Annotated in this window: 24 protein-coding genes; 22 read left to right on the top strand and 2 right to left on the bottom strand. The window is 63.7% G+C overall.

Going from position 1 to position 23,868, the window contains the following annotated elements; genetic code table 11:
• Positions 1 to 33 precede the first annotated feature (33 nt).
• The 18 genes from J2045_RS20775 (at position 34) to J2045_RS20690 (ending at position 16,191) form a co-directional block, all read left to right on the top strand.
• A complete protein-coding gene (locus J2045_RS20775) occupies positions 34 to 666 on the top strand; it encodes a DUF2460 domain-containing protein (protein ID WP_307376624.1) in 633 nt (210 codons plus the stop codon).
• On the top strand, positions 663 to 1,559 hold the full coding sequence (locus J2045_RS20770; protein ID WP_307376621.1) for a phage/gene transfer agent baseplate hub protein: 897 nt from the start codon (positions 663 to 665) through the stop codon (positions 1,557 to 1,559). The genes J2045_RS20775 and J2045_RS20770 overlap by 4 nt, the downstream gene beginning before the upstream one ends.
• Before the next feature lie 94 nt (positions 1,560 to 1,653).
• Complete coding sequence (locus J2045_RS20765) at positions 1,654 to 2,274, top strand: heparin lyase I family protein (RefSeq protein WP_307376618.1); 621 nt, start codon at positions 1,654 to 1,656, stop codon at positions 2,272 to 2,274.
• A gap of 367 nt (positions 2,275 to 2,641) precedes the next feature.
• Complete coding sequence (locus J2045_RS20760) at positions 2,642 to 3,190, top strand: NlpC/P60 family protein (protein ID WP_307376653.1); 549 nt, start codon at positions 2,642 to 2,644, stop codon at positions 3,188 to 3,190.
• Positions 3,191 to 3,192: 2 nt separating this feature from the next.
• On the top strand, positions 3,193 to 6,915 hold the full coding sequence (locus J2045_RS20755; protein ID WP_307376615.1) for a baseplate multidomain protein megatron: 3,723 nt from the start codon (positions 3,193 to 3,195) through the stop codon (positions 6,913 to 6,915).
• Positions 6,916 to 6,938: 23 nt separating this feature from the next.
• A complete protein-coding gene (locus tag J2045_RS20750) occupies positions 6,939 to 7,148 on the top strand; it encodes a hypothetical protein (protein ID WP_166603020.1) in 210 nt (69 codons plus the stop codon).
• Between the two features lie 68 nt (positions 7,149 to 7,216).
• Positions 7,217 to 7,549, top strand: a complete 333-nt coding sequence (locus tag J2045_RS20745) for a type II toxin-antitoxin system PrlF family antitoxin (RefSeq protein ID WP_307376611.1) — start codon at positions 7,217 to 7,219, stop codon at positions 7,547 to 7,549.
• Positions 7,550 to 7,552: 3 nt separating this feature from the next.
• Positions 7,553 to 8,065 (top strand): type II toxin-antitoxin system YhaV family toxin, encoded by a 513-nt coding sequence (locus J2045_RS20740; RefSeq protein WP_307376608.1) that lies wholly within the window; start codon positions 7,553 to 7,555, stop codon positions 8,063 to 8,065.
• 110 nt (positions 8,066 to 8,175) lie between these two features.
• Positions 8,176 to 8,415, top strand: coding sequence for a hypothetical protein (locus J2045_RS20735; RefSeq protein ID WP_166603023.1), 240 nt, complete (start codon positions 8,176 to 8,178; stop codon positions 8,413 to 8,415).
• Between the two features lie 46 nt (positions 8,416 to 8,461).
• Positions 8,462 to 9,127, top strand: coding sequence for a response regulator transcription factor (locus J2045_RS20730; RefSeq protein WP_166603024.1), 666 nt, complete (start codon positions 8,462 to 8,464; stop codon positions 9,125 to 9,127).
• On the top strand, positions 9,124 to 10,518 hold the full coding sequence (locus J2045_RS20725; protein ID WP_166603025.1) for an ATP-binding protein: 1,395 nt from the start codon (positions 9,124 to 9,126) through the stop codon (positions 10,516 to 10,518). The genes J2045_RS20730 and J2045_RS20725 overlap by 4 nt, the downstream gene beginning before the upstream one ends.
• A 123-nt stretch (positions 10,519 to 10,641) precedes the next feature.
• Positions 10,642 to 11,055 (top strand): RT0821/Lpp0805 family surface protein, encoded by a 414-nt coding sequence (locus J2045_RS20720; protein WP_166603026.1) that lies wholly within the window; start codon positions 10,642 to 10,644, stop codon positions 11,053 to 11,055.
• 43 nt (positions 11,056 to 11,098) lie between these two features.
• Positions 11,099 to 11,479 (top strand): type II toxin-antitoxin system RelE/ParE family toxin, encoded by a 381-nt coding sequence (locus J2045_RS20715; protein WP_307376603.1) that lies wholly within the window; start codon positions 11,099 to 11,101, stop codon positions 11,477 to 11,479.
• Complete coding sequence (locus J2045_RS20710; RefSeq protein ID WP_307376601.1) at positions 11,476 to 11,787, top strand: addiction module antidote protein; 312 nt, start codon at positions 11,476 to 11,478, stop codon at positions 11,785 to 11,787. Before J2045_RS20715 ends, J2045_RS20710 begins: the two co-directional genes overlap by 4 nt.
• A gap of 138 nt (positions 11,788 to 11,925) precedes the next feature.
• Positions 11,926 to 13,158 (top strand): c-type cytochrome biogenesis protein CcmI, encoded by a 1,233-nt coding sequence (gene ccmI / locus J2045_RS20705; protein ID WP_307376599.1) that lies wholly within the window; start codon positions 11,926 to 11,928, stop codon positions 13,156 to 13,158.
• Positions 13,155 to 13,607, top strand: coding sequence for a cytochrome c maturation protein CcmE (gene ccmE / locus J2045_RS20700; RefSeq protein WP_307376596.1), 453 nt, complete (start codon positions 13,155 to 13,157; stop codon positions 13,605 to 13,607). The genes ccmI and ccmE overlap by 4 nt, the downstream gene beginning before the upstream one ends.
• A complete protein-coding gene (locus J2045_RS20695; RefSeq protein WP_307376592.1) occupies positions 13,604 to 15,592 on the top strand; it encodes a heme lyase CcmF/NrfE family subunit in 1,989 nt (662 codons plus the stop codon). Before ccmE ends, J2045_RS20695 begins: the two co-directional genes overlap by 4 nt.
• A 155-nt stretch (positions 15,593 to 15,747) precedes the next feature.
• Entirely contained in the window at positions 15,748 to 16,191 is a 444-nt protein-coding gene (locus J2045_RS20690; protein ID WP_307376651.1) for a cytochrome c-type biogenesis protein, read from the top strand.
• On the opposite strand, the gene J2045_RS20685 is transcribed toward J2045_RS20690, so the two are convergent.
• Positions 16,192 to 16,509, bottom strand: a complete 318-nt coding sequence (locus tag J2045_RS20685) for a type II toxin-antitoxin system RelE/ParE family toxin (protein ID WP_307376590.1) — start codon at positions 16,507 to 16,509, stop codon at positions 16,192 to 16,194.
• Positions 16,506 to 16,766 (bottom strand): CopG family ribbon-helix-helix protein, encoded by a 261-nt coding sequence (locus J2045_RS20680; RefSeq protein WP_307376587.1) that lies wholly within the window; start codon positions 16,764 to 16,766, stop codon positions 16,506 to 16,508. Before J2045_RS20680 ends, J2045_RS20685 begins: the two co-directional genes overlap by 4 nt.
• 208 nt (positions 16,767 to 16,974) lie before the next feature.
• Between J2045_RS20680 and J2045_RS20675 the strand changes: the two genes are divergently transcribed.
• The 4 genes from J2045_RS20675 (at position 16,975) to J2045_RS20660 (ending at position 23,805) form a co-directional block, all read left to right on the top strand.
• Complete coding sequence (locus tag J2045_RS20675) at positions 16,975 to 18,528, top strand: Do family serine endopeptidase (protein ID WP_307376585.1); 1,554 nt, start codon at positions 16,975 to 16,977, stop codon at positions 18,526 to 18,528.
• A 97-nt stretch (positions 18,529 to 18,625) separates the two neighbouring features.
• A complete protein-coding gene (locus J2045_RS20670) occupies positions 18,626 to 19,384 on the top strand; it encodes a response regulator transcription factor (RefSeq protein WP_307376582.1) in 759 nt (252 codons plus the stop codon).
• Between the two features lies 1 nt (position 19,385).
• On the top strand, positions 19,386 to 20,801 hold the full coding sequence (locus J2045_RS20665; RefSeq protein WP_307376580.1) for a sensor histidine kinase: 1,416 nt from the start codon (positions 19,386 to 19,388) through the stop codon (positions 20,799 to 20,801).
• Between the two features lie 52 nt (positions 20,802 to 20,853).
• Positions 20,854 to 23,805 carry a bifunctional [glutamine synthetase] adenylyltransferase/[glutamine synthetase]-adenylyl-L-tyrosine phosphorylase gene (locus tag J2045_RS20660; protein ID WP_307376578.1) on the top strand — a complete coding sequence of 984 codons (2,952 nt, stop codon included), beginning with the start codon at positions 20,854 to 20,856 and terminating at the stop codon, positions 23,803 to 23,805.
• The last annotated feature ends 63 nt before the right edge of the window (positions 23,806 to 23,868 follow it).

Here is a 23,868-nt window from a genome sequence, read left to right as displayed (position 1 = left end):
TCATCTTCACACGTCAACCAAACGGAGGCGGGTATGGCCTTTCATGAACAGCGCTTTCCGCTGCGGCTGTCGCTGACATCAAGCGGCGGGCCGGGGCGGCAGACGGATATTGTTTCGCTTTCAAACGGGCGCGAGGCGCGCAATCGGCGCTGGCGGTTTTCCAGGCGACGCTATGATGTCGGGACGGCCGTGCGCTCGGTTTCGGATCTCTATGCGGTGCTGGAATTCTTCGAGGCGCGCGGCGGACAGCTCAATGGGTTCCGCTTTCGCGATCCCGTCGATGGGTCCTCGGCGCGGCCGGGTGAGACGGTGACGCCGCTCGACCAGTGGATCGGAGTGGGCGACGGCGAGACGGCGGTCTTCCAGCTTGTGAAGAGCTATGGCGATGGCGCCGCGATCGAGCGGCGTCCGGTGATGAAGCCGGTGGCCGGTTCGGTACGGATTGCGCTTGACGGTGTCGAGCGGATCGAGGGCTTCTCCGTCGACGTGACGTCCGGGATTGTGACGTTCGCTGCCGGCCATGTGCCGGACGAGGGCGCGGAGATCCGGGCGGGCTTCGATTATGATGTGCCTGTTCGTTTCGACACCGACCGTATCGAGATCGACCTCGAAGCCTTCCGCGCCGGGCGCATTCCCTCCATTCCGCTGATCGAGGTGATTCCATGAAACGGTTATCCCAAGCGCTCGCGGCCCATGTGGCAACCGGCGAGACGACGCTGTGCCGCGCCTGGCGGGTGACCTGCAGGGATGGTTTCCGGCTCGGGTTTACCGAGCATGATCAGGTGCTTGCGTTTGACGCGACGGTGTTCGAGCCGGGCACCGGTTTTGCCGCGACGGAGGCAAGCAGTGCAAGCGGGCTGGCGGCCCCGGGGGCGGAGGTGCGCGGCGGCTTTTCGAGTGCGGCAATATCGGAGGCGGATCTGGCGGCGGGCCGTTATGACGGCGCGCGGGTCGAGCTCTTCCTCGTCAACTGGCAGGCACCAGAAGAACAGCATGCGCTGATTTCGGTGCAGGAAATCGGCGAGGTCAACAGGGCGGGGCCGGGCTTTTCGGCGGAGCTTCGGAACTTCGCGCACCGCCTGCAGCAGCCGGAGGGGCGGATCTACAACAGGCGTTGCGATGCGGATCTGGGGGACAGCCGCTGCCGGGTGGATATGGGGCTGGCTAATCGGCGGGTGGCGGGTGTCGTTGCCGAGGTGCTGGCGGCAGACCGGCTGACGATCTCGGGACTGCCTGATCTCAGCGAGGGGCATTTCCGCCTCGGGCATCTGCGGTTTGACAGCGGTGTGCTGTCAGGTCGGCGTCTGGCGATCGAGGAGAGCGGGGCGGGGACGGGTGGTCTCGTGACGCTCCGGCTCTGGTTGCCGCTGGAGGCAAGGCCGGCTCCGGGTGATGCGGTGACGCTGACGGTCGGCTGCGACAAGAGTTTTTCCACCTGTCGAACGAAGTTTGGCAATCCACTGAATTTCCGTGGTTTTCCGCATATGCCGGGAAGCGATTTCGCCTATTCCTATGTCAGCGGCGACAGCACCCATGACGGCGGAGTGCTCTATCGCTGATGGCCGCCGAACCCCTCTCTGCCGTCAAGGGGGAGGTAAGTGGCCGCCGGCCACTCGGCGCAACATTCCCGCAAGCATGAAAGGACATTGCCCCATGAAGATCATCTGCCCCGACGGAGACGGTTATTCCTATTATGTTCAGGCGCTTGACGAGAGCCGCTATACCAGGGTGAGCGGTGTCGAGACCTTCCTGGTCAAGGCCGGCGATTACTGGAATGGGCCAGATGGCAGCGATGCCCTGAACTATCGCGAGCGCACAGAGGCGCGCGTGACGACGGAGGACGCGGTCGGTTCGACCTGGCGTTACGCCTTCCACCTGAAGATCCCGGCGGACTATCCCGAATTGAGCCCGAAGCAGACGCTCGGGCAATGGCATAACGGGTCCTATGACAGCGTCTTCAACCGCTATGAGGAGGGCGTTTTCACGATCTGCCTCAACAACAAGGAGACCGGCGTTTTCGACGAGACGCCAGTGACCGTGACCAAGGGCGTATGGAACACCTTCAGCTATGCGTTCACCTGGCATGTGACGGCAGGCGCGGTGGCGGCGTCCGTCAACGGGCGGACGGTGATGAAGGCGACTGGGCTTGCCCTGCTGCCGGCGGCGACGAGTTCGGTCTATTTCAAATATGGCATTTACCGCAACATGGCCGCAGGGCTAATCGGGCCCGACCAGCAGGTGAGCTATCGGCGCGTGAGCCGGGCTGCAGGGTGAGAGCCGGGGACCTGCCAACACCCTCCCCTTGAGGGGAGGGTCGGACCGGAGGTCCGAGGTGGGGTGAGGTTTCGCTCCAAGGGATCACACCCACCCGCGCGTTCCGCGCGACCTTCCCCCTCAAGGGGGAGGTGGGTGGCTGCGAGGCAAGGTCACCCTCATCCTGAGGTGCCCCTGCAGCGCAGGGGCCTCGAAGGATCTTGTACTTGGCCTCGACCCTTCGAGGCCCTCGCGGAGCGAGGGCACCTCAGGGTGAGGGGAAATGGTTTCGCAGGCCTTTTGCGCTGCCCTCGCGTTGTTTGATCGCTGCGTCGTCATTTCCAAACCTGTCGCCTCGCAGTTGTTACCTCCCAACCCGGAGCCTTCCATGTCCGTCAACGCACAAGTCCTGGCGATTGCCGGGTGCTGGATCGGTACGCCCTATCGGCATCAGGGGGCGGTGAAGGGGGTGGGCTGCGATTGTCTGGGGCTGGTTCGAGGGATCTGGCGCGAGCTTTATGGGCGGGAGCCTGAGGCAGTGCCGGCATATGCGTCTGATTGGGCGGAGCGGGCGGGCGAGGAGCGGTTGCTTGCCGCCGCCGATCGGCATTTTCGGATTGTGCCATCTCGGGAGGAGAGCCTGCCAGGCGATCTCGTGCTGTTTCGCTTTCGGCCGCATCTGGCGGCGAAACATGCGGGGATCTTGTCACTACTACCGGGTGAGGATGTCGCGCATGGGCAGGCCGAAGACCCCGCTCCCGGTGATGCGCAGGCACGGTCCAGGCCGGGCTTTGATCGTCCCACCCCCGATGCCTTCATCCATGCCCCCAATGCCTTCATCCATGCCTATGAGCAATCTGCGGTGACGCTGTCGGCGCTGGTGCCGGGATGGCGGCGGAAGATTGCCGGCATCTATCGCTTTCCCGAAAGGATCTGACGATGGCGACCATAGTTCTGCAGGCGGCGGGGGCACTTGCGGGGAGCATGATCGACCGGAGCCTTCTCGGCGGAACACGGGAGGTGAACGGGGCGCGGCTGTCTTCGGCGCGTCTTGCGGGTCCCAGCGAAGGCACTGTTATCCCGAGGCTCTATGGCACGGCGCGGCTGGGCGGCACGCTGATCTGGGCGACGCGCTTCGAGGAGGAGACGGTGACCGAGCGCAGCGGCGGCAAATCCTCCGGCGGCACGCGCACCACGACCTATCGCTACTATGCCAATCTGGCACTCGGGATTTGCGAAGGGCCGATTGCGGGTGTGCGGCGCGTCTGGGCGGACGGGCGCGAGCTCGACACGACCGAGATCGAGATGCGGGTCTATCGCGGCACGGAGAGCCAGCCGGTCGACCCGCTGATGGCGGCGAAACAGGGCAGCGGCCGGACGCCGGCCTATCGCGGGCTGGCCTATGTCGTCTTCGAGCGCCTGCCGCTCGATGATTTCGGCAATCGCATTCCGCTTTTGCAGTTCGAGGTGATCCGCCCGGTCGGGGCGCTGGAGACGCAGATCCGGGCGGTGACGATGATCCCCGGCGCAACCGAGCATGGCTATGCGACGACGAGGGTGTCGGATGCACCGCGCGAGGGGGAGAAACGCTGGCTGAACCGCAATACGCTGGCCGCCGCCACCGACTGGCAGGCCTCGCTGGACGAGTTGCAGGCGCTCTGCCCCGATCTGGAAAGCGTGGCGCTGGTTGTCGCCTGGTTCGGCACGGATTTGCGCGCCGGCAATTGCCGGGTACTGCCGGGCGTCGAGGTGGGGTTCCGCCGCGAGGAAAGCCGGCCCTGGAGCGTGGCGGGGATTGCGCGGGATGACGCCTATGTGGTGTCGCGCCATGAAGGCGGGCCTGCCTATGGCGGATCGCCTGATGATCAGAGTGTCATCGAGGCAATCCGCGATCTGAAGGCGAGCGGACTGAAGGTGACCCTCTATCCCTTTGTGCTGATGGATATTCCCTCCGGCAATGGGCTGCCCGATCCCTATGGCGGGGCCGAACAGGCGGCCTATCCCTGGCGCGGGCGGATCACGGCCCATCCGCTCGGTGCCGACAAGACGGCGGTAGCGCGGGCGCAGGTCTCGACATTTGTGACCCGCAGCGAGGGTTATCGGCGGTTCGTGCTGCATTATGCGACGCTTGCTGCATCCGCTGGCGGGGTGGACGGGTTTCTGCTGGGCTCGGAACTCAAGGGGCTGACGACGCTGCGTGACGGGGTGAATGCCTTTCCCTTTGTCGAGGCGCTGGTGGCGCTGGCGGGCGAAGTACGTGCCATTCTGGGGGACGCGGCGGCGATTTCCTATGGCGCGGACTGGAGCGAATATTTCGGCCATCAGCCGGCGGATGGTTCGGGCGATGTCTTCTTCCATCTCGATCCGCTCTGGGCGAGCCCGCATGTGTCGACCGTGGGCATAGATAACTATATGCCGCTCGCCGACTGGCGCGATGCGGATCTGGAGGGGGGAAGCCCCGACGGATTTGCCGGGGCCGATGACGCCGAGGGGTTCTCCCGCATGCTGACGGCGGGCGAGGGTTATGACTGGTTCTATGCCAGCTATGCCGACCGGCAGGCGCGCGTGCGGACGCCGATCACCGATGGCGCTTATGGCAAGCCCTGGGTCTACAGGTTCAAGGATCTCGAAAACTGGTGGACCAACCGCCATTACAACAGGATCGGTGGTGTCGAGCAGGCAGACCCGACGGCCTGGATGCTGGAAATGAAACCCTTCTGGTTCACCGAACTCGGCTGCGGGGCGGTCGACAAGGGGGCGAACCAGCCGAATGTCTTTGTCGACGCTAAATCCGTGGAGAGCGGCAGGCCGCATTTTTCGGCGGGGGCACGCAGCGACAGCCAGCAGCGGCGGTTTCTCGAGGCGCATCTCGGGCACTGGCAGAGCGCCGACGCGCCCGAGGGCATGGTGGATCCCCGTGGCATCTTCGTCTGGACCTGGGATGCACGGCCCTATCCGGCCTTTCCACAAAATATCGGCCTCTGGGCCGATGGATCGAACTGGCGGACGGGGCACTGGCTGAACGGACGGCTGGGGACAGCGACGCTGGCGGACACCATTGCCGCAATCCTGCGCGATCATGGCTTCGACGATTTCGATGTGTCGGAGGTGGCCGGGGACCTGGGCGGCTATGTGAAGGGCGACCTCACCTCGGCGCGCGATCTGATCGAGCCGCTGATCGAGCTTTTCCAGATCGATGTGATCGAGGACGCTGGTCGCTTGCGCTTTCGCACACGACCGACCGCGAGCCTGGCCGCACGCGATATCACGGTGCTGGCCGACCTCGCGGACCAGCCGCTCTGGAGCGAGACGCGCGGCCACGACAGCGACTTCGCCTCGGAAGCCTTGGTGACCTTTTATGATCCGGCAGCCGACTATGTCGAGGCAAGCGTGCGTTCGCGGAAGGTGGAGGCCGCAACGGAACGCCAGCTTGCCCGCGACCTGCCGGCCGCAATGCCCGAAGAGACGGCGCTGGCCGCTGCCGAAGGCTGGCTGCGCGACAACCGGCTGGCGCGACGGACCCTGCAACTGGCGCTGGGGCCACAGGAGATCGCGGTCGAGCCGGGTGACGTTCTGCGGTTTCCAGAGGGACCGGAGGGGCGGTTTCTCGTGCAGGGGATCGATGAGGGTTTCGAGCGCCGTCTGACCTTGAGGGCGTTTGCCGGCAAGGTTTCGGCGCCGGTGACGGCGGTCGAGCCGGGGCGGGTGCCGGACGCCGGCGGGGCGGAGGGTTTTGCGCCGTTTGTCAGTTTCCTCGATCTGCCGAGGTTGGAGGGGGGGAGCCATGCGGGCGATGCCAGCGTGGCAGCCTTGGGGCGGCCCTGGCGGCGGCTCGCAGTGTCGAGTTCGCCCGAAGCGGAGGGCTATCGGCTGCGGCTGACACTGGACCGACCGGCGACGATGGGGCGGCTGGTGGAGCCGCTTTCGCCGGGACCGGTGGGGCGTTTCGATCCGGCCAATGCTCTGCTTGTCGATCTGCTGGGCGGGGCTTTTTCCTCCGCGAGTCGTGCGGCGGTGCTCTCGGGGGCAAACCGGCTGGCTGTCCGGACGCAGCATGGCGGCTGGGAAGTGTTGTGTTTTGCCGAGGCCGCGGAAGTGGCTGCGGGGCGCTTCCGCCTAACCGGGTTGTTGCGCGGGCTGGGCGGGACGGAGGACGCGACGGCGGCAGGGGCGGATGTCGGGGCCGAAGTCGTGCTGCTCGACGAGGCGGTGCGGGCGCTTGGGCTTGTGAACGCCGAGCGCGGGGCGGCGCAGAACTGGATTCTGGAACCGATGGGGCTGGTGACCGACCTGTCAGGGCCGTTTGTCTTCGATGGCGGTTTGCGGGCGGAGACGCCGCTTTCGCCGGTGCATGCGCGCGTGGTGCGGCAGGCCTCGGGAGATCTCCTGATTTCGTGGATCCGGCGCAGCCGGATCGAGGCCGATGCCTGGGCGGAAGGCGAGGTGCCGCTCGACGAGGCGGAGGAGCGTTACCGGCTGGAGATCCTGAATGGGAGCGCGGTGGTGCGTCTGGTCGAGGTTGGGGAGGCCGGGTTTACCTATCCGGTGGCCGACGAACTGGCCGATTTCGGCGGGGCGCAGACGGTGCTTGGCATTCGCGTGCGCCAGCTCGGGCGGTTGGCGGCAGGCCTGCCGCTGGCGGCGGTGACTACCATCAACTGATGTTCAACGAAGAGGAGAAAGACATGCTGGATGTGAAACCCTGGTATCAGTCGAAAACCGTCTGGGGCGCGTTGATTGCGATTGCCGCTCCGCTGCTCGGACGGGCCGGGCTGGAGGTGGGCGGGCCGGAACAGGCGGAGATCGCCGAGGCCATGACGACACTTGCCGGCACTGTTGGTGGGCTGCTGGCCTTGTACGGGCGTTTGACGGCAACGAAGGGGGTCGGCGGGTGAGGGCGCGCTGTACCCTTACGATGTAAGGAATTTCCATTACATTGTTCATGGGGAAAGAGGCGAGCGCCATGAACAAGATCCTTCGTAAGGTCAGCACGATCACCGACAAGGGGCAGACGACGATCCCGAAGCCCATCCGCGACGCACTGGGTGTGGGTTATGGTGGTCGGATCGCATTCAGTCTCGATGAAAAGAACCGGGTTATTGTTGAACGCGATGATGGGGAGGAGAACGATCCTGTTCTCGACGGATTTCTCGATTTCCTCGCCAGGGACATGGCCGCAAGGCCTTCCCAGGCATTCGAAGAGATACCGTCTGGCCTGAGGGCCCGGATGGCAGCTTTGACGGCTGGTTCTGAGATTGATCTCGATGCCCCGATCGAGGGGGAGGTCGATCTCTGAGCGATGGAGACCGTCAACGGCTGGATCATCCGGGCACATCCCTTGTTCCTCGATCAGCTGGAGCGATTGACCGCCGCAGCCGAGCGAGAGGCGCGGAAAAAGCCCGAGGCCTTCCGGTCCGGAGCCAATTTCAAGCTTCTCATCGCTCTGAACAAGCTGGTGTTCGACGTCATTCCAGCCGATCCAGCATCGCCCAGCTTCAGGCAGGGTGGGGCGCTCGGTCCAGAGCGCAAGCACTGGTTTCGCGCGAAGTTCGGCAATGGCCGATTTCGGCTGTTTTTCCGTTACAATTCGGCGGCGAAGGTGCTCGTATTCGCCTGGGTCAACGACGCAGAGACGCTGCTCAGCTATGCCTCACGCAGCGACGCCTATGCCGTCTTTCGCGCCATGCTGGAGGATGGAAATCCGCGCGACAGCTGGAAGGACTTGCTCGATGCGGCTTCAAGCGATGCCGTCGTCTGGCGTCTTGAAGCGCTTGCGGAGGACGCCGCGAAGCCGGGAGGTGGCGAAAAATGAGGTCACGTTCCGCCCCGATCCCCATAAGATTGCGAGGCATTCATTTGCCATTCAGACGCCTTGCGGTACATAATTTGGCTAGAGTGGACGTCATCCAAGAAGAAGCAGCAATGGCATCTTTCATGAAATATGCGGGCCTGGCCTTGGCCGTGACCGTGGCGGCTTTGCCGGCAGTCACGAGCGATGCCGTGGCAGCGGATTGCCGGGCGGCGGCCGCAAGGGTTGTCGCCGAGGTCGGAGGGCAGTTGCTTTCCGTCCGCGAATCGGGCGGTGAATGCGTCATCGTCGTGCTTGTTCCGGGCAATGGAAGTGAACGGCCGCGCAAGGTCACCATGCGGGTCGCCGAGTGATCTGTAGCAGGGTCTTCCAAGCTCTCCGCACCGAGGGGTGAACCGCATGCGCATTCTGGTCGTCGAAGACGATGTCAATCTGAACCGTCAGCTGGTCGAGGCCCTGCAGGAAGCGGGTTATGTCGTCGACAAGGCCTTTGACGGCGAGGAAGGCCACTTCCTCGGCGAGACCGAACCCTATGACGCCGTGATCCTCGACATTGGCCTGCCGGAAATGGACGGCATCACCGTCTTGGAAAAATGGCGGGCGGCAAGCCGGGTGATGCCGGTGCTGATCCTGACGGCCCGCGATCGCTGGTCGGACAAGGTGGCCGGCATCGACGCAGGCGCCGACGATTATGTGACCAAGCCGTTCCATGTCGAGGAAGTACTTGCCCGCATCCGCGCGCTCATCCGCCGTGCGGCAGGCCATGCATCGTCCGAGATCGTCTGCGGACCCGTGCGGCTCGACACCAAGAGTTCCAAGGCGATCGTCGAGGGCGTGACGCTGAAGTTGACCTCGCATGAATACCGGCTTCTCTCCTATCTGATGCATCACATGGGTGAGGTGGTCTCGCGCACCGAACTGGTCGAGCATCTCTACGACCAGGATTTCGATCGCGATTCCAACACGATCGAGGTGTTTGTCGGCCGTCTGCGCAAGAAGCTCGGTGTCGACATGATCGAAACGGTCCGAGGCCTCGGCTACCGCATTCAAGCCCCCGCCAAATGAAGATCCGCTCGCTTACCGCGCGCGTCCTGCTGCTCGCCACCCTCTGGTCGGCGCTCGGTCTGGTGACGATCGCGGTGGCGATTTCCGCCCTTTATCGGCAGGGCGTCGAGCGCGGCTTCAACAATCTCCTGCGCGCCCAGCTCTACAATGTGGTCAATTCGGTTTCGATCGGGGACGGCGACAGTCTTGCCGGGTCTCCGGCGCTCGGTGACCTCCGGTTTTCTCAGCCCGCGACCGGCTGGTACTGGCTGGTCGAGCCGCTTGGCAATTATGCCACGGCGCCGCTGGCTTCCGCCTCGCTGGGGGTCGCAAACCTTGCCGTTCCCGATGTGGATGTGACGCCCTTCGACCAGAACTACGAGCGCTACTACGAAATGACCGACGATGTCGGCAACCGCATCCGCATTGCCGAGACCGAGGTGGTGCTCGATGATCAGGGCCGCGCGGCGCGCTTTCGCGTGTCCGGCAATCTCCAGGTGATCGAGGACGAAATCGCCTTCTTCACCAGCCGGCTCTACGGAGCGCTCGCCGTGGTCGGAATCGGCGGCCTGATCGTCAACGGTCTTGCCATTCTCTATGGCCTGAAGCCGCTTGACCGCGCTCGGCGAGGTCTGGAGCGTATACGGCGCGGCGAGGCCGAGCGCATCGAGGGCGACTTTCCGAGCGAGGTCCAGCCGCTTGCCAGCGAAATCAACGCGCTGATCGACAGCAACCGCCGCATCGTCGAGCGGGCCCGCATGCAGGTCGGCAATCTTGCCCATTCCCTGAAGACGCCGATTGCTGTTCTCCTGAACGAGGCGCGCACGCTCGACAAGACCCATGCCGAGGTGATCGCGGCCCAGGCCGAGGCCATGCAGGCGCAGGTGACCTCCTATCTGAACCGCGCCCGCATTGCCGCCCAGCGCGACAGTGTGCTCGCCCGCACCGAGGCCCAGCCGGTGCTGGAGCGGCTGGTGCGCGTGATGCGCAAGCTGAACGGGGACATTGCGTTCGAGCTCGATGTCGCGCCCGAACTGACCTTTGCCATGGAGCAGCAGGATGTCGAGGAAGTCGTCGGCAATCTCCTGGAAAACGCGTCCCGCTTTGCCCGCACCAAGGTGGTGACGAAGGTGACGATGACGACGCGCGAAGCCGATGCAACGGATGGGCGACGCGGCTGGATCGAAGTCGTGGTCGAGGACGACGGCCCGGGGCTGGCACCCGAGCAGATCGGCGAGGCGCTGAAGCGCGGCCGCAGGCTCGACGAAAGCAAGCCGGGAACGGGCCTCGGTCTCTCCATCGTCAAGGAGATTTCCGGGGAATATCAGGGCGCATTCGGCCTGTCGCGGGCAGGGATCGGCGGACTTCGCGCACAGTTGATCCTTCCTGCTGTGACGAAGGACACTGCGTGATTGATTTTCCTGTGAAATTACATAGGTGTATAGGACTGATTTCGGCGCGCCTACAATGGTCGCTTCCGAAAGCGGGACGGACGCCGGATGGCGGCAACAATTGACGGCATTTGGAACGGTCTTATGGGTGTGAAGCGCTTCGGAATCTTGGCAGCCACCGCTTTGGTGTCGCTCGCGCTTGCGGGCTGCACCACCTCGGGCGGCGGACGCACCGCGACTGCCAAGGCCAATTCCGCCGTCTATATCGCTGCCCTGCAGGGCGGTATCGTCGCGCGAACGGGCGTGAAGCTGTCGCGCAGCGAAACCCAGCGGGCACTCGAGGCCGAATACCGGGCGCTGGAAGCAGCCCCCGGTGGCCAGCCGGTGGCCTGGGCCGGCGGCGAGGTGCGCGGCGAGGTTGTTGCGGCAGCCCCCTATCAGGTTGGCCAGCAGAACTGCCGCCAGTTCACCCACAAGGTGGTGAGCGGTGGTCGAGAATTGCAGGCCCGCGGTGCGGCATGCCGCAACCCGAACGGCACCTGGACGCCGCTGAGCTGAGGCTTGGGTGGAGCCGCACCTTAGCGAATAGCCCTGTCATCTGATGCATCTTCCCAAAGTGTCTGCTCTGGCGTACACTGCAGACATGACGCGCTTTGAGATCGAGGTGTATCTGACGGAGGATGGCGAGGCGCCTTTCCAGGCATGGCTTGATGCGATCGCCAGTTCCGAAATCAGAACCCAAATCTTCGCCCGCATCCGCCGCGCGTCCTTGGGCAATTTTGGCGATTGGAAACCATTGGCGGGTGCGCCTGGGATATTCGAGATGCGTATCCACGCCGGATCCGGTTACCGCGTGTTCTACACGGTCGTTGGCAATACGGTGGTGCTGTTGTTGGCGGGCTCGACGAAGAAGGATCAGAGACGGACGCTCGAAAAGGCCAAAGTCTATCTGGATGACTATCGCAAGAGGATGAAACCGTGAACAAGCCGACCAGACCGTTCGATTTCGACCGCTATGAAGAACTGTTGCGGGACCCGGAGCACGCGGCCATCTATCTGGCGGAGTTTCTTGAAAGCGGTGACATGGAGCTGTTTCAGGAAGCCCTCCGTCACGTTGCCAAGGCACAGGCCGGCGGACTGGCCGGAGTGGCAGAACAAGCGGATTTGAACAGGGGCAGTCTGTACAAATCACTGTCGAAGAACGGCAAGCCACAATTTGAAACCTTGGCCAAGATTCTGGCCGCGATGGGGCTGCAGTTCACGATCACGCCGTCACATCAACAGTCGTGACCGCTTTCCCCACTTGACTTGGGTCAAGGCTGGGCCGGGTATGACGGCCTAGAGAGGTCTTGCGGCCAAACGCCTCAAATTTCCGTCAGGGGGCGTTTGTCTGTTGGAAAGCAACCGGCCTTCACGTAATTGAGTTTCATGTTGTTCTGGATCATCTCCGCCCTGTTGACGGTCATTGTTGCCGTCGTCCTGCTCTCCCCCCTGCTGCGGGCTTCGGCACGCGCGACACGCTATGACGAGGGTGAAGCTGCCGTCTATCGCGACCAGTTGCGGGAGCTCGAACGGGACAAGGCGGAAGGGTTGATCTCGGCTGAAGATGCCGATTATGCGCGTGCGGAAATCGGCCGCCGTCTTCTGGCGATTGCAGGGCGCGAGAAGACAGGCGAGGAGGCCGACGAGATCGCTTCTGAGCCTTCTGAAGCGCGGCCACCGGTGCGCCGCCGCTATACATTTTCCCAGGCCTTCATCCTGCTCTGTCTTCCCTTGATCGGGCTTGCGGGTTATCTCGAAATCGGGAGCCCGGGGACACCCGACGCGCCGCTTGAGGCACGCATCGAAAACCCGGGCGACGACGTCGACCTGCTCGTGGCCAAGGTCGAGCGGCATCTCGCCAGCAATCCCGAAGATGGCAATGGCTGGAACGTCCTCGCCCCGGTCTATTCCCGCATCGGTCGCCTTGATGATGCCGAGCTTGCCTATCGCAACGCGATCCGCATCCTTGGCCCGGATGCCGAGCGGATGAACGGTCTCGGCGAGACGATCGTGTTGCGCAATGACGGCATCGTCACCGATGATGCCCAGATGGCCTTTCAGGCGGCGCTGAAGCTCGAGCCAAACAATCCGCGCGCCGACTTCTATCTGGCGCTGGCGCTGGAACAGTCAGGCCGACGTGCCGAGGCACTGGCCGCCTTCCAGACGATTGCCGCCGCATCTCCGCCGACGGCGCCCTGGATGGCGCTGGTCAACCAGCATATCGCCGCCAACAGCGCGGGCATGCCGCTGGCGAACGCACCGGCCGTCCCCGCCGCTGACGCTGCCGCTGCCGGGAGCACCGCGCCGGCCAATCCCGTTGCACCTGGCAATCCCTCGGCAGAGGACATCGCCAACGCGCAACAGATGTCCGAGGCCGATCGCGGCGAGATGATCCGCGGCATGGTGGCGAGCCTCGATGCACGACTGAAGGAAGATCCCAATAATTTTGAAGGCTGGATGCGGCTCGTCCGATCCTATGCCATGCTGAAAGATAAGGAACGGGCAGAAGCCGCGCTGAAGGAAGGCCTGAAGGCCTTCCCGGCTTCGGGCGCCGAGGGCCAGCAGCTGATCGCCATGGCGAAGGAGCTTGGCCTTGATGTCGAGGAGGTGAGCCAATGACCCGCAAACAGAAACGTCTGGCCGTCATCGGCGGTGGAATGGGGTTCATCCTGACCGCCGTGCTGTTGGTGATGTTCGCCTTCGGGCAGTCGATCGCCTATTTCTACGTGCCGGCTGATCTCGCCGAATCCGACGTCCAGCCGGGGACCCGAATCCGGCTCGGCGGATTGGTCGAGGCCGGCTCCGTTGTCCGTGGCGAGGGTTCGACCGTGACTTTCACGGTGACGGATACGCTGAGCGAACTGCCGGTCACCTATACCGGCATCCTGCCCGACCTCTTCCGCGAGGGGCAGGGCGTGGTTGCCGAAGGCCGTTTCGATGGCATGGACAAGGTCTTTGTCGCCGATACCGTGCTCGCCAAGCATGACGAGACCTATATGCCGAAGGATGTCGCGGACCGTCTGAAGGCGCAAGGGGTGGAACTCAGCGGCAAGGAAAAGATCCAATGATCATCGAGCTCGGCCACTATGCCCTGGTTTTGGCGCTCGCCACCTGTCTTGTCGTGTCGATCCTGCCTGTGATCGGCGCCCGACGCGGAGATGCGGCGATGATGGCGGTGGGCACGACGGGCACCTATGCGCTCTTCCTGCTCGTCGCCTTTTCCTTCGCGGTCCTCACCTACGGCTACGTCGTCTCCGACTTTTCGGTGCAGAACGTCTATCAGAATTCCCACTCGCTGAAGCCGATGATCTACAAGGTGTCAGGCGTCTGGGGGAACCATGAAGGCTCGATGCTGCTCTGGGTGCTGATCCTTGCCTTCTTCAGCGCCATGGTCGCCTTCTTCGGCAGCAACCTGCCGGACCGGTTGAAGGCCAATGTGCTGGCCGTCCAAGCCTGGATCACCACCGCCTTTACGCTCTTCATCCTCTTGACCTCGAACCCCTTCATCCGCCTGTCGCCGATCCCGGCGGAAGGACAGGATCTCAACCCCGTCCTGCAGGATATTGGCCTCGCGATCCATCCGCCGCTGCTTTATCTCGGCTATGTCGGCTTCTCCGTCTGCTTCTCCTTCGCCATCGCAGCATTGATGGACGGACGCATCGATGCAGCCTGGGCCCGCTGGGTGCGGCCCTGGACGCTGGCTGCCTGGGTGTTCCTCACGGCCGGCATCTCGATGGGTTCCTACTGGGCCTATTACGAGCTCGGCTGGGGTGGCTGGTGGTTCTGGGACCCGGTCGAAAACGCCTCCTTCATGCCCTGGCTGGCCGGCACCGCGCTTCTGCATTCGGCTCTGGTCATGGAAAAGCGCGATGCCCTGAAGATCTGGACGGTGCTGCTGGCGATCATCGCCTTTTCGCTGTCGCTGCTCGGCACCTTCCTGGTGCGCTCGGGCGTTTTGACGTCGGTGCATGCCTTTGCCACCGACCCGACGCGCGGTGTCTTCATTCTCGGCATCCTCGTCATCTTCATCGGCGGCGCCTTCACCCTCTTTGCGCTGCGCGCGCCGATGCTGAAGGCCGGAGGCCTGTTCCAGCCGATCTCGCGCGAGGGTGCGCTTGTCCTCAACAACCTGATCCTGACGGTGTCCACGGCTTCGGTGCTGATCGGCACGCTCTATCCGCTGCTCCTGGAAACGCTGACCGGTGAGAAGATCTCGGTTGGCCCGCCCTTCTTCAACATCACCTTCGGCCTTCTGATGATCCCGCTGCTGCTGGCGGTGCCCTTCGGTCCCTTCCTCGCCTGGAAGCGGGGGGATGTTCTGGGCGCCCTGCAGCGGCTCTACGTGGCGGCTGCACTCTCGCTCGTTCTCGGACTTGGCCTCTGGTACGTCCAGAATGGCGGTCCTGTGATGGCGGTGGCTGGCCTTGCGCTTGCCTTTTTCGTCATGGGCGGCGCGATTGCCGACCTCTGGTACCGCGCCGGTTTCGGCAAACATCCGTTCTCGACCGCCTGGAGCCGCTTCAAGGGCCTGCCGCGTTCGGCCTTCGGGACCGCACTCGCGCATTTTGGCGTTGGCGTGACCGTGCTCGGTGTTGTCGCCGTGACCACGTTCGAGACGGAGACGGTGGTCGAGATGAAGCCCGGCATGACGGCGGAGGCGGGCGGCTATGTCGTGACCTTCGACGGCATTCGTGCTGCGACCGGTCCGAACTATACCGAGGACCAGGGACACTTCACCATCCGTGAGGGCGGTGTCGAGGTGGCCGATGTCTGGTCGTCGAAGCGGCTCTATACGGCCCGTCAGATGCCGACGACGGAAGCCGGCATCGTCACCTTCGGCTTCAGCCAGCTCTATGTTTCGCTGGGCGACCCCATGGCCAATGGCGGCATCGTCGTGCGCATCTGGTGGAAACCCTGGATCCTCTGCATCTGGTACGGCACGATCGTGATGATGATCGGTGGCGTGGTGTCGCTCTCCGATCGCCGCCTGCGGGTCGGTGCGCCGAAGCGGGCGAAGGTGGCGGCGAAGCCGGTGCTGGAGGCTGCGGAATGAGCGCGTGGTTTGAGAAGATTGCCCCTCACCCTAACCCTCTCCCCGCAGGCGGGGAGAGGGAACGGCAAGCGCTTGTGGCTTCGGCCTTCTCCCCGCCTGCGGGGAGAAGGTGGCGGCAGCCGGATGAGGGGCGGGCACGTCTGACGCTGCGGCGCATGTTGCTGGTTCTCGCCCTGCTGTTCACACCCATCCACGCGCTTGCCGTCAATCCCGACGAGATCCTCTCCGATCCCGCGCTGGAACAGCGGGCACGCGCGCTGTCGGCCGAATTGCGCTGCATGGTCTGCCAGAACCAATCTATCGACGATTCGAATGCAGAGCTGGCCCGCGACCTGCGCGTCGTGGTGCGCGAGCGGCTGGTGGATGGCGATAGCGACGAGCAGGTTCTCGACTATGTCGTGTCGCGCTACGGGGAATTCGTGCTGTTGAAGCCAAGGCTCAGCATGCGGACCATCGCGCTCTGGGGCGCACCGGCGGCACTTGCGGTCATCGGCCTGATCGTCGCTGTCGTTTACACGCGCAGGCGGGCCGTGCAGCCGGTAGCAAAGCTTTCGCCGGAAGAGGAGGCACGACTGGGGACGTTGCTGGAGCGGGAGTGATCAGGGAATTTCGTAGTCTGTGCCATCGTCGAGCGGCAGTTCCGGTGGCCGCTCGCGACCGTGGCGGATTGTCAGAATGACGATGGCTCCCGCACCGATCTCATAGTGAATGAGGTAATCTCCAAGCACAAAACGCCGGACGCCGCGAAGGGGCAGGTCAACTGCTTCCTGGCCCATCATGGGAAACTGCGCGAGCGCTGTTAGGAACTGTTTGAAGTCGTGCAGCAAACGCTCGCCTGCCGCCCGATTGCGTTCTCTCAAATAGTTGGCCTCCCGCGCGAGATGCGCTCTGGCATCAGGAGAGACGACGACTTTCACGCCGCAGCACCCTTGATGATGGCGTCAAGCTCGGCGAGCACGTCATCGGCGTCCGTCCCTTCGCCATCGGCGACCGCCTTGCGTGCCCGCGCGATCTCCTGGATCTCGCGCCCTTCCTGGGCCATGTAGGCTTTCAGCGCCCGCACCATGACCCAGCTGCGGCTGCGTTCGCAGGCGCCGGCCACGGCCTCGATTTCGGCCAGAAGGTCGCGCGGTAATCTCAGCGTGATCGGATCGGATAGCTGCTGTTTCGACATCGCTTTTTGCTCCGTTTGTAATACGGATGATAGCTCTGGCCAGAGGTGGGGTCAAATCCCGCCGAAGGTCTCGCCAAAGATTACGAAGAATTCATCTGCCGTACAGTTCGCCGTAACCTGACAGCACCTATATCTCTCCTCATCCACCGCTTCCCACCGCCGGGTAGTCCGGCGGCTCCAGTCAGAAGAACAGATGAAGGTAGATCCCATGTCTGAATTTAAAGGTCGCTCGCTCAAGACGATCCTCAAGACCTCCACCGCTGCCGGCCTTGCTGCCGTGATGATGGTGACCGCCGCTCCCTTCACCGCCGTGTCGGCACTTGCCGCGCCCGTCGAGGTCAATGCTCCGCAGGTTCCGAGCTTCGGTGATGTCGTCAGCGCCGTGCTGCCCGCCGTCGTGTCTGTCCGCGTCCAATCGAATATCCAGCCGGCCTCGAATGACGAAAGCGGTTATTCCTTCAACTTCGGTGGCCGCAGCTTCGAGGACCTGCCGGATGATCACCCGCTGAAGCGCTTCTTCCGCGAATTCGGTGGTCCCGGCATGGATGGCCAGCAGGAGCGAGGTCCCCGTGCAGAGCGCGGCCCGCATAGCGAAGGCCGCCTGCGCCCGACCTCCCAGGGTTCCGGCTTCTTCATCTCGGAAGACGGTTATATCGTCACCAACAACCACGTCATCGATGATGGCGCTGCCTTCACCATCGTGATGAATGACGGCAAGGAATATGATGCCAAGCTCGTCGGCAAGGACAGCCGCACCGACCTCGCGCTGCTGAAGGTCGACGCCAAGGATGTGAAGTTCACCTATGTGAAGTTTGCAGATGACGAGAAGGTCCGCGTCGGTGACTGGGTCGTCGCCGTCGGCAACCCCTTCGGCCTTGGCGGCACGGTGACCGCCGGCATCATCTCTGCCCGTGGCCGCAACATCGGCTCCGGCCCCTATGACGACTACCTGCAGATCGACGCCGCGGTGAACCGCGGCAACTCCGGTGGCCCCGGCTTCAACCTGAACGGCGAAGTCGTCGGCATCAACACCGCGATCTTCTCGCCGTCCGGCGGCAATGTCGGCATCGCCTTCGCCATCCCGGCCTCGGTCGCCAAGGATGTGATCGAGAAGCTCAAGGATACGGGCACCGTGTCGCGCGGCTGGCTCGGCGTACAGATCCAGCCGGTGACGAAGGACATTGCCGATAGCCTCGGCCTCGCCGAAGACTCAGGTGCGCTCGTTGTTGCACCGCAGGCCGGTTCGCCGGGCGAAAAGGCGGGCATCAAGCAGGGTGATGTCGTCACCGCCGTCAACGGCGATCCGGTCAAGGATCCGCGCGATCTTGCCCGCCGCATTGCAGCTTTTGCCCCTGATAGCACCGTGGACGTGGCTCTGTGGCGTGACGGCAAGGCGACCGAAGTGAAGGTCACGCTTGGCGAGCTGCCGGCGGAACAGTCGGCGAGTGTGGACACGCAGAACGACGCGGCACCCGCTCCGGAAGCCGAGCAGGAACTGTCGAGCCTCGGCCTTTCCGTCCGCCCGGCTGAAGACGGCAAGGGACTGGCGATCGTTGATGTCAATCCGGACAGTGATGCCGCCGACAAGGGCCTGAAGGCCGGCGAGACGATTACCTCGGTCAACAACCAGGAGGTCTCGTCCGCCGCCGATGTCCAGAAGGTCATCGACCAGGCCAAGAAGGACGGCCGCACCCGGGCGCTCTTCCAGGTCGAATCGGAAAACGGCAGCCGCTTCGTGGCACTGCCGATCAACCAGGGCTGATTGTGATGTGACGAGGGGCGCCGGCGGTCGTGGACCGGCGGCGCCCTTTGTCGTTTCCGGCGGTCGCCGACCGCCACGTCTCAGGAAAGGACGAAGCATGGGGATCGCGGAACAAGGACAGCCGAAGTCCGGCGAAACCGGCTATACGGTGGCAGGCGCCGACGCTAATGTCGCGCACATGAAGATACTTGTCATCGAAGACGACCTGGAAGCCGCTGCCTATATGACCAACGCCTTTCGCGAGGCCGGCATTGTCGCCGATCATGCGAGCGACGGTGAAAGCGGCCTCTTCATGGGCACCGAAAACACCTATGACGTGATGGTCGTCGACCGCATGCTGCCGCGCCGCGATGGCCTGTCGGTCATCAGCGAGCTGCGCAAGCGTGGCATCGATACGCCCGTGCTGATCCTTTCGGCACTCGGCCAGGTGGATGACCGCGTCACGGGCCTGCGCGCCGGGGGTGACGACTATTTGCCGAAGCCTTACGCCTTTTCCGAACTGCTGGCACGTGTCGAGGTTCTCGGCCGCCGCAAGGGCAAGCCCGAGCAGTACATGGTGTACCGGGTCGGCGACCTCGAGCTTGATCGGCTTTCCCACGAGGTGAAGCGCGCGGGCAAGGAGATCCTGCTGCAGCCGCGCGAATTCCGCCTGCTCGAATATTTGATGAAGAATGCCGGCCAGGTGGTGACGCGCACCATGCTGCTCGAAAACGTCTGGGACTATCACTTCGACCCGCAGACCAATGTCATCGACGTGCATGTCTCGCGGCTGCGCTCCAAGATCGAGAAGGATTTCGACCGCCCGCTTTTGAAGACCGTGCGCGGTGCGGGCTACATGATCAAGGACGAAGGCTGACATGCGGCTGAAGTCCCGCCTCGGCGTGCTGGCTAAGTCGACGGCTGTCCGGCTTTCGGCCCTTTACATCATTCTCTTCGCACTCTGCGCCGCCTTTCTTGTCTTTTACGTCACGGGGCTCGCCGAGCGCATCCTGAACAACCAGACGCGCGAGGCGCTGCGCCAGGAAGTGACGGAGATCCAGGGTGCCTTCGAGCGCGGCGGCATCAACCAGCTCTTGCGGACCATGGAGCGCCGCGCCCGCCAGCCGGGGGCGAACCTCTATGTGATCGCAAGCCCCAATGGCGAGATCCTGGCCGGCAATGTTGCCTCGCTGCAGCCCGGCGTCTTCGACGAGGAGGGCTGGACCAATTTCCCCTTCCGTTACCAGCGATACACCGACAGTGGGGGCGTGAAGCGCCATCTCGCGACCGGTCATGTCTTCATGCTGGACAATGGTATTCGAGTGCTTGTCGGACGCGATCTCGGTGAGCCTGGCAAGCTGCGGCTTCTCGTGCGTCAGGCGCTGATGGTGGCGCTGCTGATCATGGGCATTGGCGCCGTCGTCATCTGGTTTGCGATCGGGCGCAATGCCTTGAAGCGCATCGACCGTGTTTCGGCGGCAAGCCAGAAGATCATTTCCGGCGATCTGTCGCAGCGGCTTCCGGTCTCCGGTTCCGGCGACGAATTCGACCGGCTGTCCTCGTCTCTGAACGGCATGCTGGGGCGGATCGAGCAATTGAACGAGGGTTTGAAACAGGTCTCCGACAACATCGCCCATGACCTGAAGACGCCGCTGACGCGCCTGCGCAACAAGGCGGCTGACGCCTTGAACGAGGACGATGCCCAAGCCAAGCGGGCAGCGCTTGAGACGATCATTTCTGAATCCGACCAGCTGATCCGCACCTTCAACGCGCTTCTGATGATCTCCCGCGTCGAGGCAGGCTCGATTGCCGCCGAGCTTTCCGACATCGACATATCAGCAATTGCCGCCGACAGCGCCGAACTCTACGAACCGGTGGCGGAAGAGGCCGGGCAGGCGATGGTCTGCGAGATCGCGCCCGGCTTGTCCGTTCGCGGCAATCGCGAACTGGTCGGGCAGGCGCTCTCCAACCTGATCGACAACGCGATCAAATATGGCAGCCAGGGCGAGGCGGGCTCCGAAATCCGCATCCGCGTTTCCGCCGGACGTGACGGGGTGGAAATCGCCGTCTCGGATCAGGGGCCGGGCGTTCCCGAGGACAAGCGGGTCGAGGTGGTGAAGCGTTTCGTGCGGCTCGACAAGAGCCGGTCGAAACCGGGCACCGGGCTTGGCCTATCGCTTGTCGAGGCGATCATGGCCCTGCATGGCGGACGGCTTGAGCTTTCGGACAGCCGCAATCATGCCGATTTTCCCGGTCTGACGGCAACGATGGTTTTTCCCGGAATGAAGCCGTAACCTGTTCCGGTTTGAGATTCGCAAGAAATCTCGGCCGGGAGAGGAGACGCTGATGGGAAACGGCAGGACGAGCAGATTGTCCGATGTGGCGGATGGCGTGATCCGTCCGCTGAACCAGACGGAGCTGAAGGCGGCGGTAGCGCTTCTCAAGGACCTCACCAAGCAGGAGCAGGCACTGGCCGAGCATCTGTCGACGGACGGTCCGCTCCGGAGCTTCGTGCTTTCGGCCTTCACGCTTTCGCCCTATTTGCGCGATGTCGCGAACCTCAAGCCGTCTTTGCTGCTTGAGGCTATCGCCTCTCCGCTGGAGCCGCAGATCCTCGACGCCATCGACGAGGCGCGCCACGCCTGGCGGCCTGACGCGTCCGGTGCCGTCCCCGCTGAGGCCGAAGTCATGGCGCGGCTGCGGCGCGCCAAGCGCAAGGTTGCCTTCCTCACCGCGCTCGCCGATCTCGCCCGTGTCTTTACCGCCCGCGACACGACCGCCTGGCTGAGCGCCGTGGCCGATGCGGCCGTGGCGGCAGCCATCGATCATCTGCTGCTTGCGGGCCATGACGGCGGCAAGCTGACGCTGAAGGATCGGGACAATCCGGCTGAAGGCAGCGGCTTGATCGTGCTTGGCATGGGCAAGCATGGGGCACGCGAACTCAACTATTCCTCCGACATCGACCTCGTGATCTTCTACGATCCGGATGCTGGCATCCTGAAGGAGCCTGAGGATGCCATGGAGACCTATGGGCGGATGATGCGCCGCCTCGTGCGCATCCTGCAGGAGCGCACCGCTGACGGCTACGTCTTCCGCACAGACTTGAGGCTGAGGCCCGATCCGGGTTCGACACCGCTTGCCGTGCCGGTCGAGGCAGCGCTCATCTATTACGAGGGCAGGGGCCAGAACTGGGAGCGGGCGGCCTTCATCAAGGCGCGGCCGGTCGCCGGTGACCTGAAGGCGGGCGAGGGGTTCCTGCGCGAACTTGTGCCCTTCGTCTTCCGCAAATATCTCGATTATGCGGCGATCGCCGACATCCACTCGATCAAGCGCCAGATCCATGTGCACAAGGGCCATGGCGCGATTGCGGTGAAGGGCCACAACGTCAAGCTCGGTCGTGGCGGCATCCGCGAGATCGAGTTCTTTGCCCAGACCCAGCAGCTGATTGCCGGTGGCCGTATGCCGGACCTCCGCTGCCGCCCGACCGAGGAGGCCTTGAAGGCGCTCGCCTCGGCCCGCTGGATCGATGAGCGGACGGCCGAAGAACTCACCGACTGCTACTGGTTCCTGCGGGACGTCGAGCACCGCATCCAGATGGTGCATGACGAGCAGACCCACGTGCTGCCCGAGACCGAAGCCGAGCTGAAGCGCATCGCCTTCATGCTGGGTTTCATCGACACGACCGCCTTTTCCCGCGCGCTCGAAACCACGCTGAAGACCGTCGAGAAGCGTTACGCCCGCCTTTTTGAAAAGGAAGAGGGCCTGTCGAGCGCGACCGGCAATCTCGTTTTCACCGGGCAGAAGGATGATCCGGATACGCTGAAAACCCTCAAAGGCCTCGGCTTCGAGAGGCCGGAGGACATCTCCCGCGTCATCCGCACATGGCACTACGGCCGCTACCGCGCGACGCAATCTGTGGAAGCGCGCGAGCGGCTGACCGAGATGACGCCGGATCTCTTGAAGGCCTTTGGCGAGAGCCGGCGGGCCGATGAGGCGCTATTGCGCTTCGACAATTTCCTGTCGGGGCTTCCCGCCGGCATCCAGCTTTTCTCGCTGCTCGGCAACAATCCCGCCCTGCTCGACCTGATGGTCAACATCATGGCGGCTGCCCCAAGGCTTGCCGAGATCATCGCCGCGCGCCCGCATGTCTTTGATGGCATGCTGGATCCGGGCCTGCTGGTCGAACTGCCCACCCGCGACTATCTCGGCAAGCGGCTGAAGAGTTTCCTTTCCAGCGCAAGGCATTACGAGGAAATCCTCGACCGGCTGCGGATCTTTGCCGCCGAGCAGCGCTTTCTCATCGGCATCCGATTGCTGACCGGCTCCATTGGCGGAGCGCAAGCCGGCCACGCCTTCACCGATCTTGCCGACCTCGTCATCGACGAAGCGCTGAAGGCCGTGGTGGCCGAGATGGAAGCCGCCCATGGCAAGATCCCCGGTGGCCGGGTGGCGCTGGCCGGCATGGGCAAGCTCGGCTCCTACGAGCTGACGGCAGGATCCGATATCGACTTGATCCTGCTCTACGAGCATGACGACGACGCTGCGGAATCCGACGGTGCGAAGCCACTCGATCCGGTGCGCTATTTCACGAGGCTGACCCAGCGGCTGATCGCGGCGCTTTCGGCGCCGACGGCGGAGGGTGTGCTCTACGAAGTCGACATGCGCCTTCGCCCCTCCGGCAACAAGGGGCCGGTCGCAACCCGGCTGCGCTCCTTTGCCCGCTATCAGCGCGAAGAGGCCTGGACCTGGGAGCACATGGCGCTCTCGCGCGCGCGCATGCTCTCCGGCGATCAGAGCCTGATTGGGGAGGCGGAGACGATTATCGAGGAGGTGCTGGCGGCGCCGAGCGACCAGGCGAAGATCGTCAAGGACGTTCTGGAAATGCGGGCGCTGATCGAGCAGGAGAAGCCGGCAAAGGATATCTGGGACTTGAAGCTCATTGCGGGCGGCCTTGTTGATATCGAGTTCATCGCCCAATATCTGGCGCTGGTTGCCCCGGCGAAGGGCCACAGGGTGCGGACCAACGAACTCTCGACCGCAGATGCGCTGAAGGCCTTAGGGGATCTCATCGACCCGAATGATCTGGACACCTGCCTGACAGCCTTGAAGCTCTACACCGATCTCTCGCAGGTCATTCGCCTCTGCATTGACGGCCCCTTCGATCCCTCGACCGTTCCGGCGGGCCTCACCGACCGCGTGGCACGGGCTGCTGATAGTCCTGACATGAAGACGGCCGAGGCTGAGATCAGACGGCTGTCCAAGGCTGTGCGCAAGGTGTTTTCGCGGGTTGTGGCCTAGGACGCGCGGGACGTGGTGGCGACACCTGAACTTGAATAACAAAAGCCGCCGGTCACCCGGCGG

The organism is Peteryoungia aggregata LMG 23059 (genome assembly GCF_030814435.1).
GTDB lineage: Bacteria > Pseudomonadota > Alphaproteobacteria > Rhizobiales > Rhizobiaceae > Allorhizobium > Allorhizobium aggregatum.
This window is presented reverse-complemented; position numbering and strand designations above follow the sequence as displayed.

What these genes read in the sequence shown, in the direction of transcription:
- J2045_RS20775 (WP_307376624.1), top strand. Translation starts at nt 34, where the DNA reads ATGGCCTTTCATGAACAGCGCTTTCCGCTGCGGCTGTCGCTGACATCA.
- J2045_RS20770 (WP_307376621.1), top strand. Translation starts at nt 663, where the DNA reads ATGAAACGGTTATCCCAAGCGCTCGCGGCCCATGTGGCAACCGGCGAG.
- J2045_RS20765 (WP_307376618.1), top strand. Translation starts at nt 1,654, where the DNA reads ATGAAGATCATCTGCCCCGACGGAGACGGTTATTCCTATTATGTTCAG.
- J2045_RS20760 (WP_307376653.1), top strand. Translation starts at nt 2,642, where the DNA reads ATGTCCGTCAACGCACAAGTCCTGGCGATTGCCGGGTGCTGGATCGGT.
- J2045_RS20755 (WP_307376615.1), top strand. Translation starts at nt 3,193, where the DNA reads ATGGCGACCATAGTTCTGCAGGCGGCGGGGGCACTTGCGGGGAGCATG.
- J2045_RS20750 (WP_166603020.1), top strand. Translation starts at nt 6,939, where the DNA reads ATGCTGGATGTGAAACCCTGGTATCAGTCGAAAACCGTCTGGGGCGCG.
- J2045_RS20745 (WP_307376611.1), top strand. Translation starts at nt 7,217, where the DNA reads ATGAACAAGATCCTTCGTAAGGTCAGCACGATCACCGACAAGGGGCAG.
- J2045_RS20740 (WP_307376608.1), top strand. Translation starts at nt 7,553, where the DNA reads ATGGAGACCGTCAACGGCTGGATCATCCGGGCACATCCCTTGTTCCTC.
- J2045_RS20735 (WP_166603023.1), top strand. Translation starts at nt 8,176, where the DNA reads ATGGCATCTTTCATGAAATATGCGGGCCTGGCCTTGGCCGTGACCGTG.
- J2045_RS20730 (WP_166603024.1), top strand. Translation starts at nt 8,462, where the DNA reads ATGCGCATTCTGGTCGTCGAAGACGATGTCAATCTGAACCGTCAGCTG.
- J2045_RS20725 (WP_166603025.1), top strand. Translation starts at nt 9,124, where the DNA reads ATGAAGATCCGCTCGCTTACCGCGCGCGTCCTGCTGCTCGCCACCCTC.
- J2045_RS20720 (WP_166603026.1), top strand. Translation starts at nt 10,642, where the DNA reads ATGGGTGTGAAGCGCTTCGGAATCTTGGCAGCCACCGCTTTGGTGTCG.
- J2045_RS20715 (WP_307376603.1), top strand. Translation starts at nt 11,099, where the DNA reads ATGCATCTTCCCAAAGTGTCTGCTCTGGCGTACACTGCAGACATGACG.
- ccmI (WP_307376599.1), top strand. Translation starts at nt 11,926, where the DNA reads ATGTTGTTCTGGATCATCTCCGCCCTGTTGACGGTCATTGTTGCCGTC.
- ccmE (WP_307376596.1), top strand. Translation starts at nt 13,155, where the DNA reads ATGACCCGCAAACAGAAACGTCTGGCCGTCATCGGCGGTGGAATGGGG.
- J2045_RS20695 (WP_307376592.1), top strand. Translation starts at nt 13,604, where the DNA reads ATGATCATCGAGCTCGGCCACTATGCCCTGGTTTTGGCGCTCGCCACC.
- J2045_RS20690 (WP_307376651.1), top strand. Translation starts at nt 15,748, where the DNA reads ATGTTGCTGGTTCTCGCCCTGCTGTTCACACCCATCCACGCGCTTGCC.
- J2045_RS20680 (WP_307376587.1), bottom strand. Translation starts at nt 16,766, where the DNA reads ATGTCGAAACAGCAGCTATCCGATCCGATCACGCTGAGATTACCGCGC.
- J2045_RS20675 (WP_307376585.1), top strand. Translation starts at nt 16,975, where the DNA reads ATGTCTGAATTTAAAGGTCGCTCGCTCAAGACGATCCTCAAGACCTCC.
- J2045_RS20670 (WP_307376582.1), top strand. Translation starts at nt 18,626, where the DNA reads ATGGGGATCGCGGAACAAGGACAGCCGAAGTCCGGCGAAACCGGCTAT.
- J2045_RS20665 (WP_307376580.1), top strand. Translation starts at nt 19,386, where the DNA reads ATGCGGCTGAAGTCCCGCCTCGGCGTGCTGGCTAAGTCGACGGCTGTC.
- J2045_RS20660 (WP_307376578.1), top strand. Translation starts at nt 20,854, where the DNA reads ATGGGAAACGGCAGGACGAGCAGATTGTCCGATGTGGCGGATGGCGTG.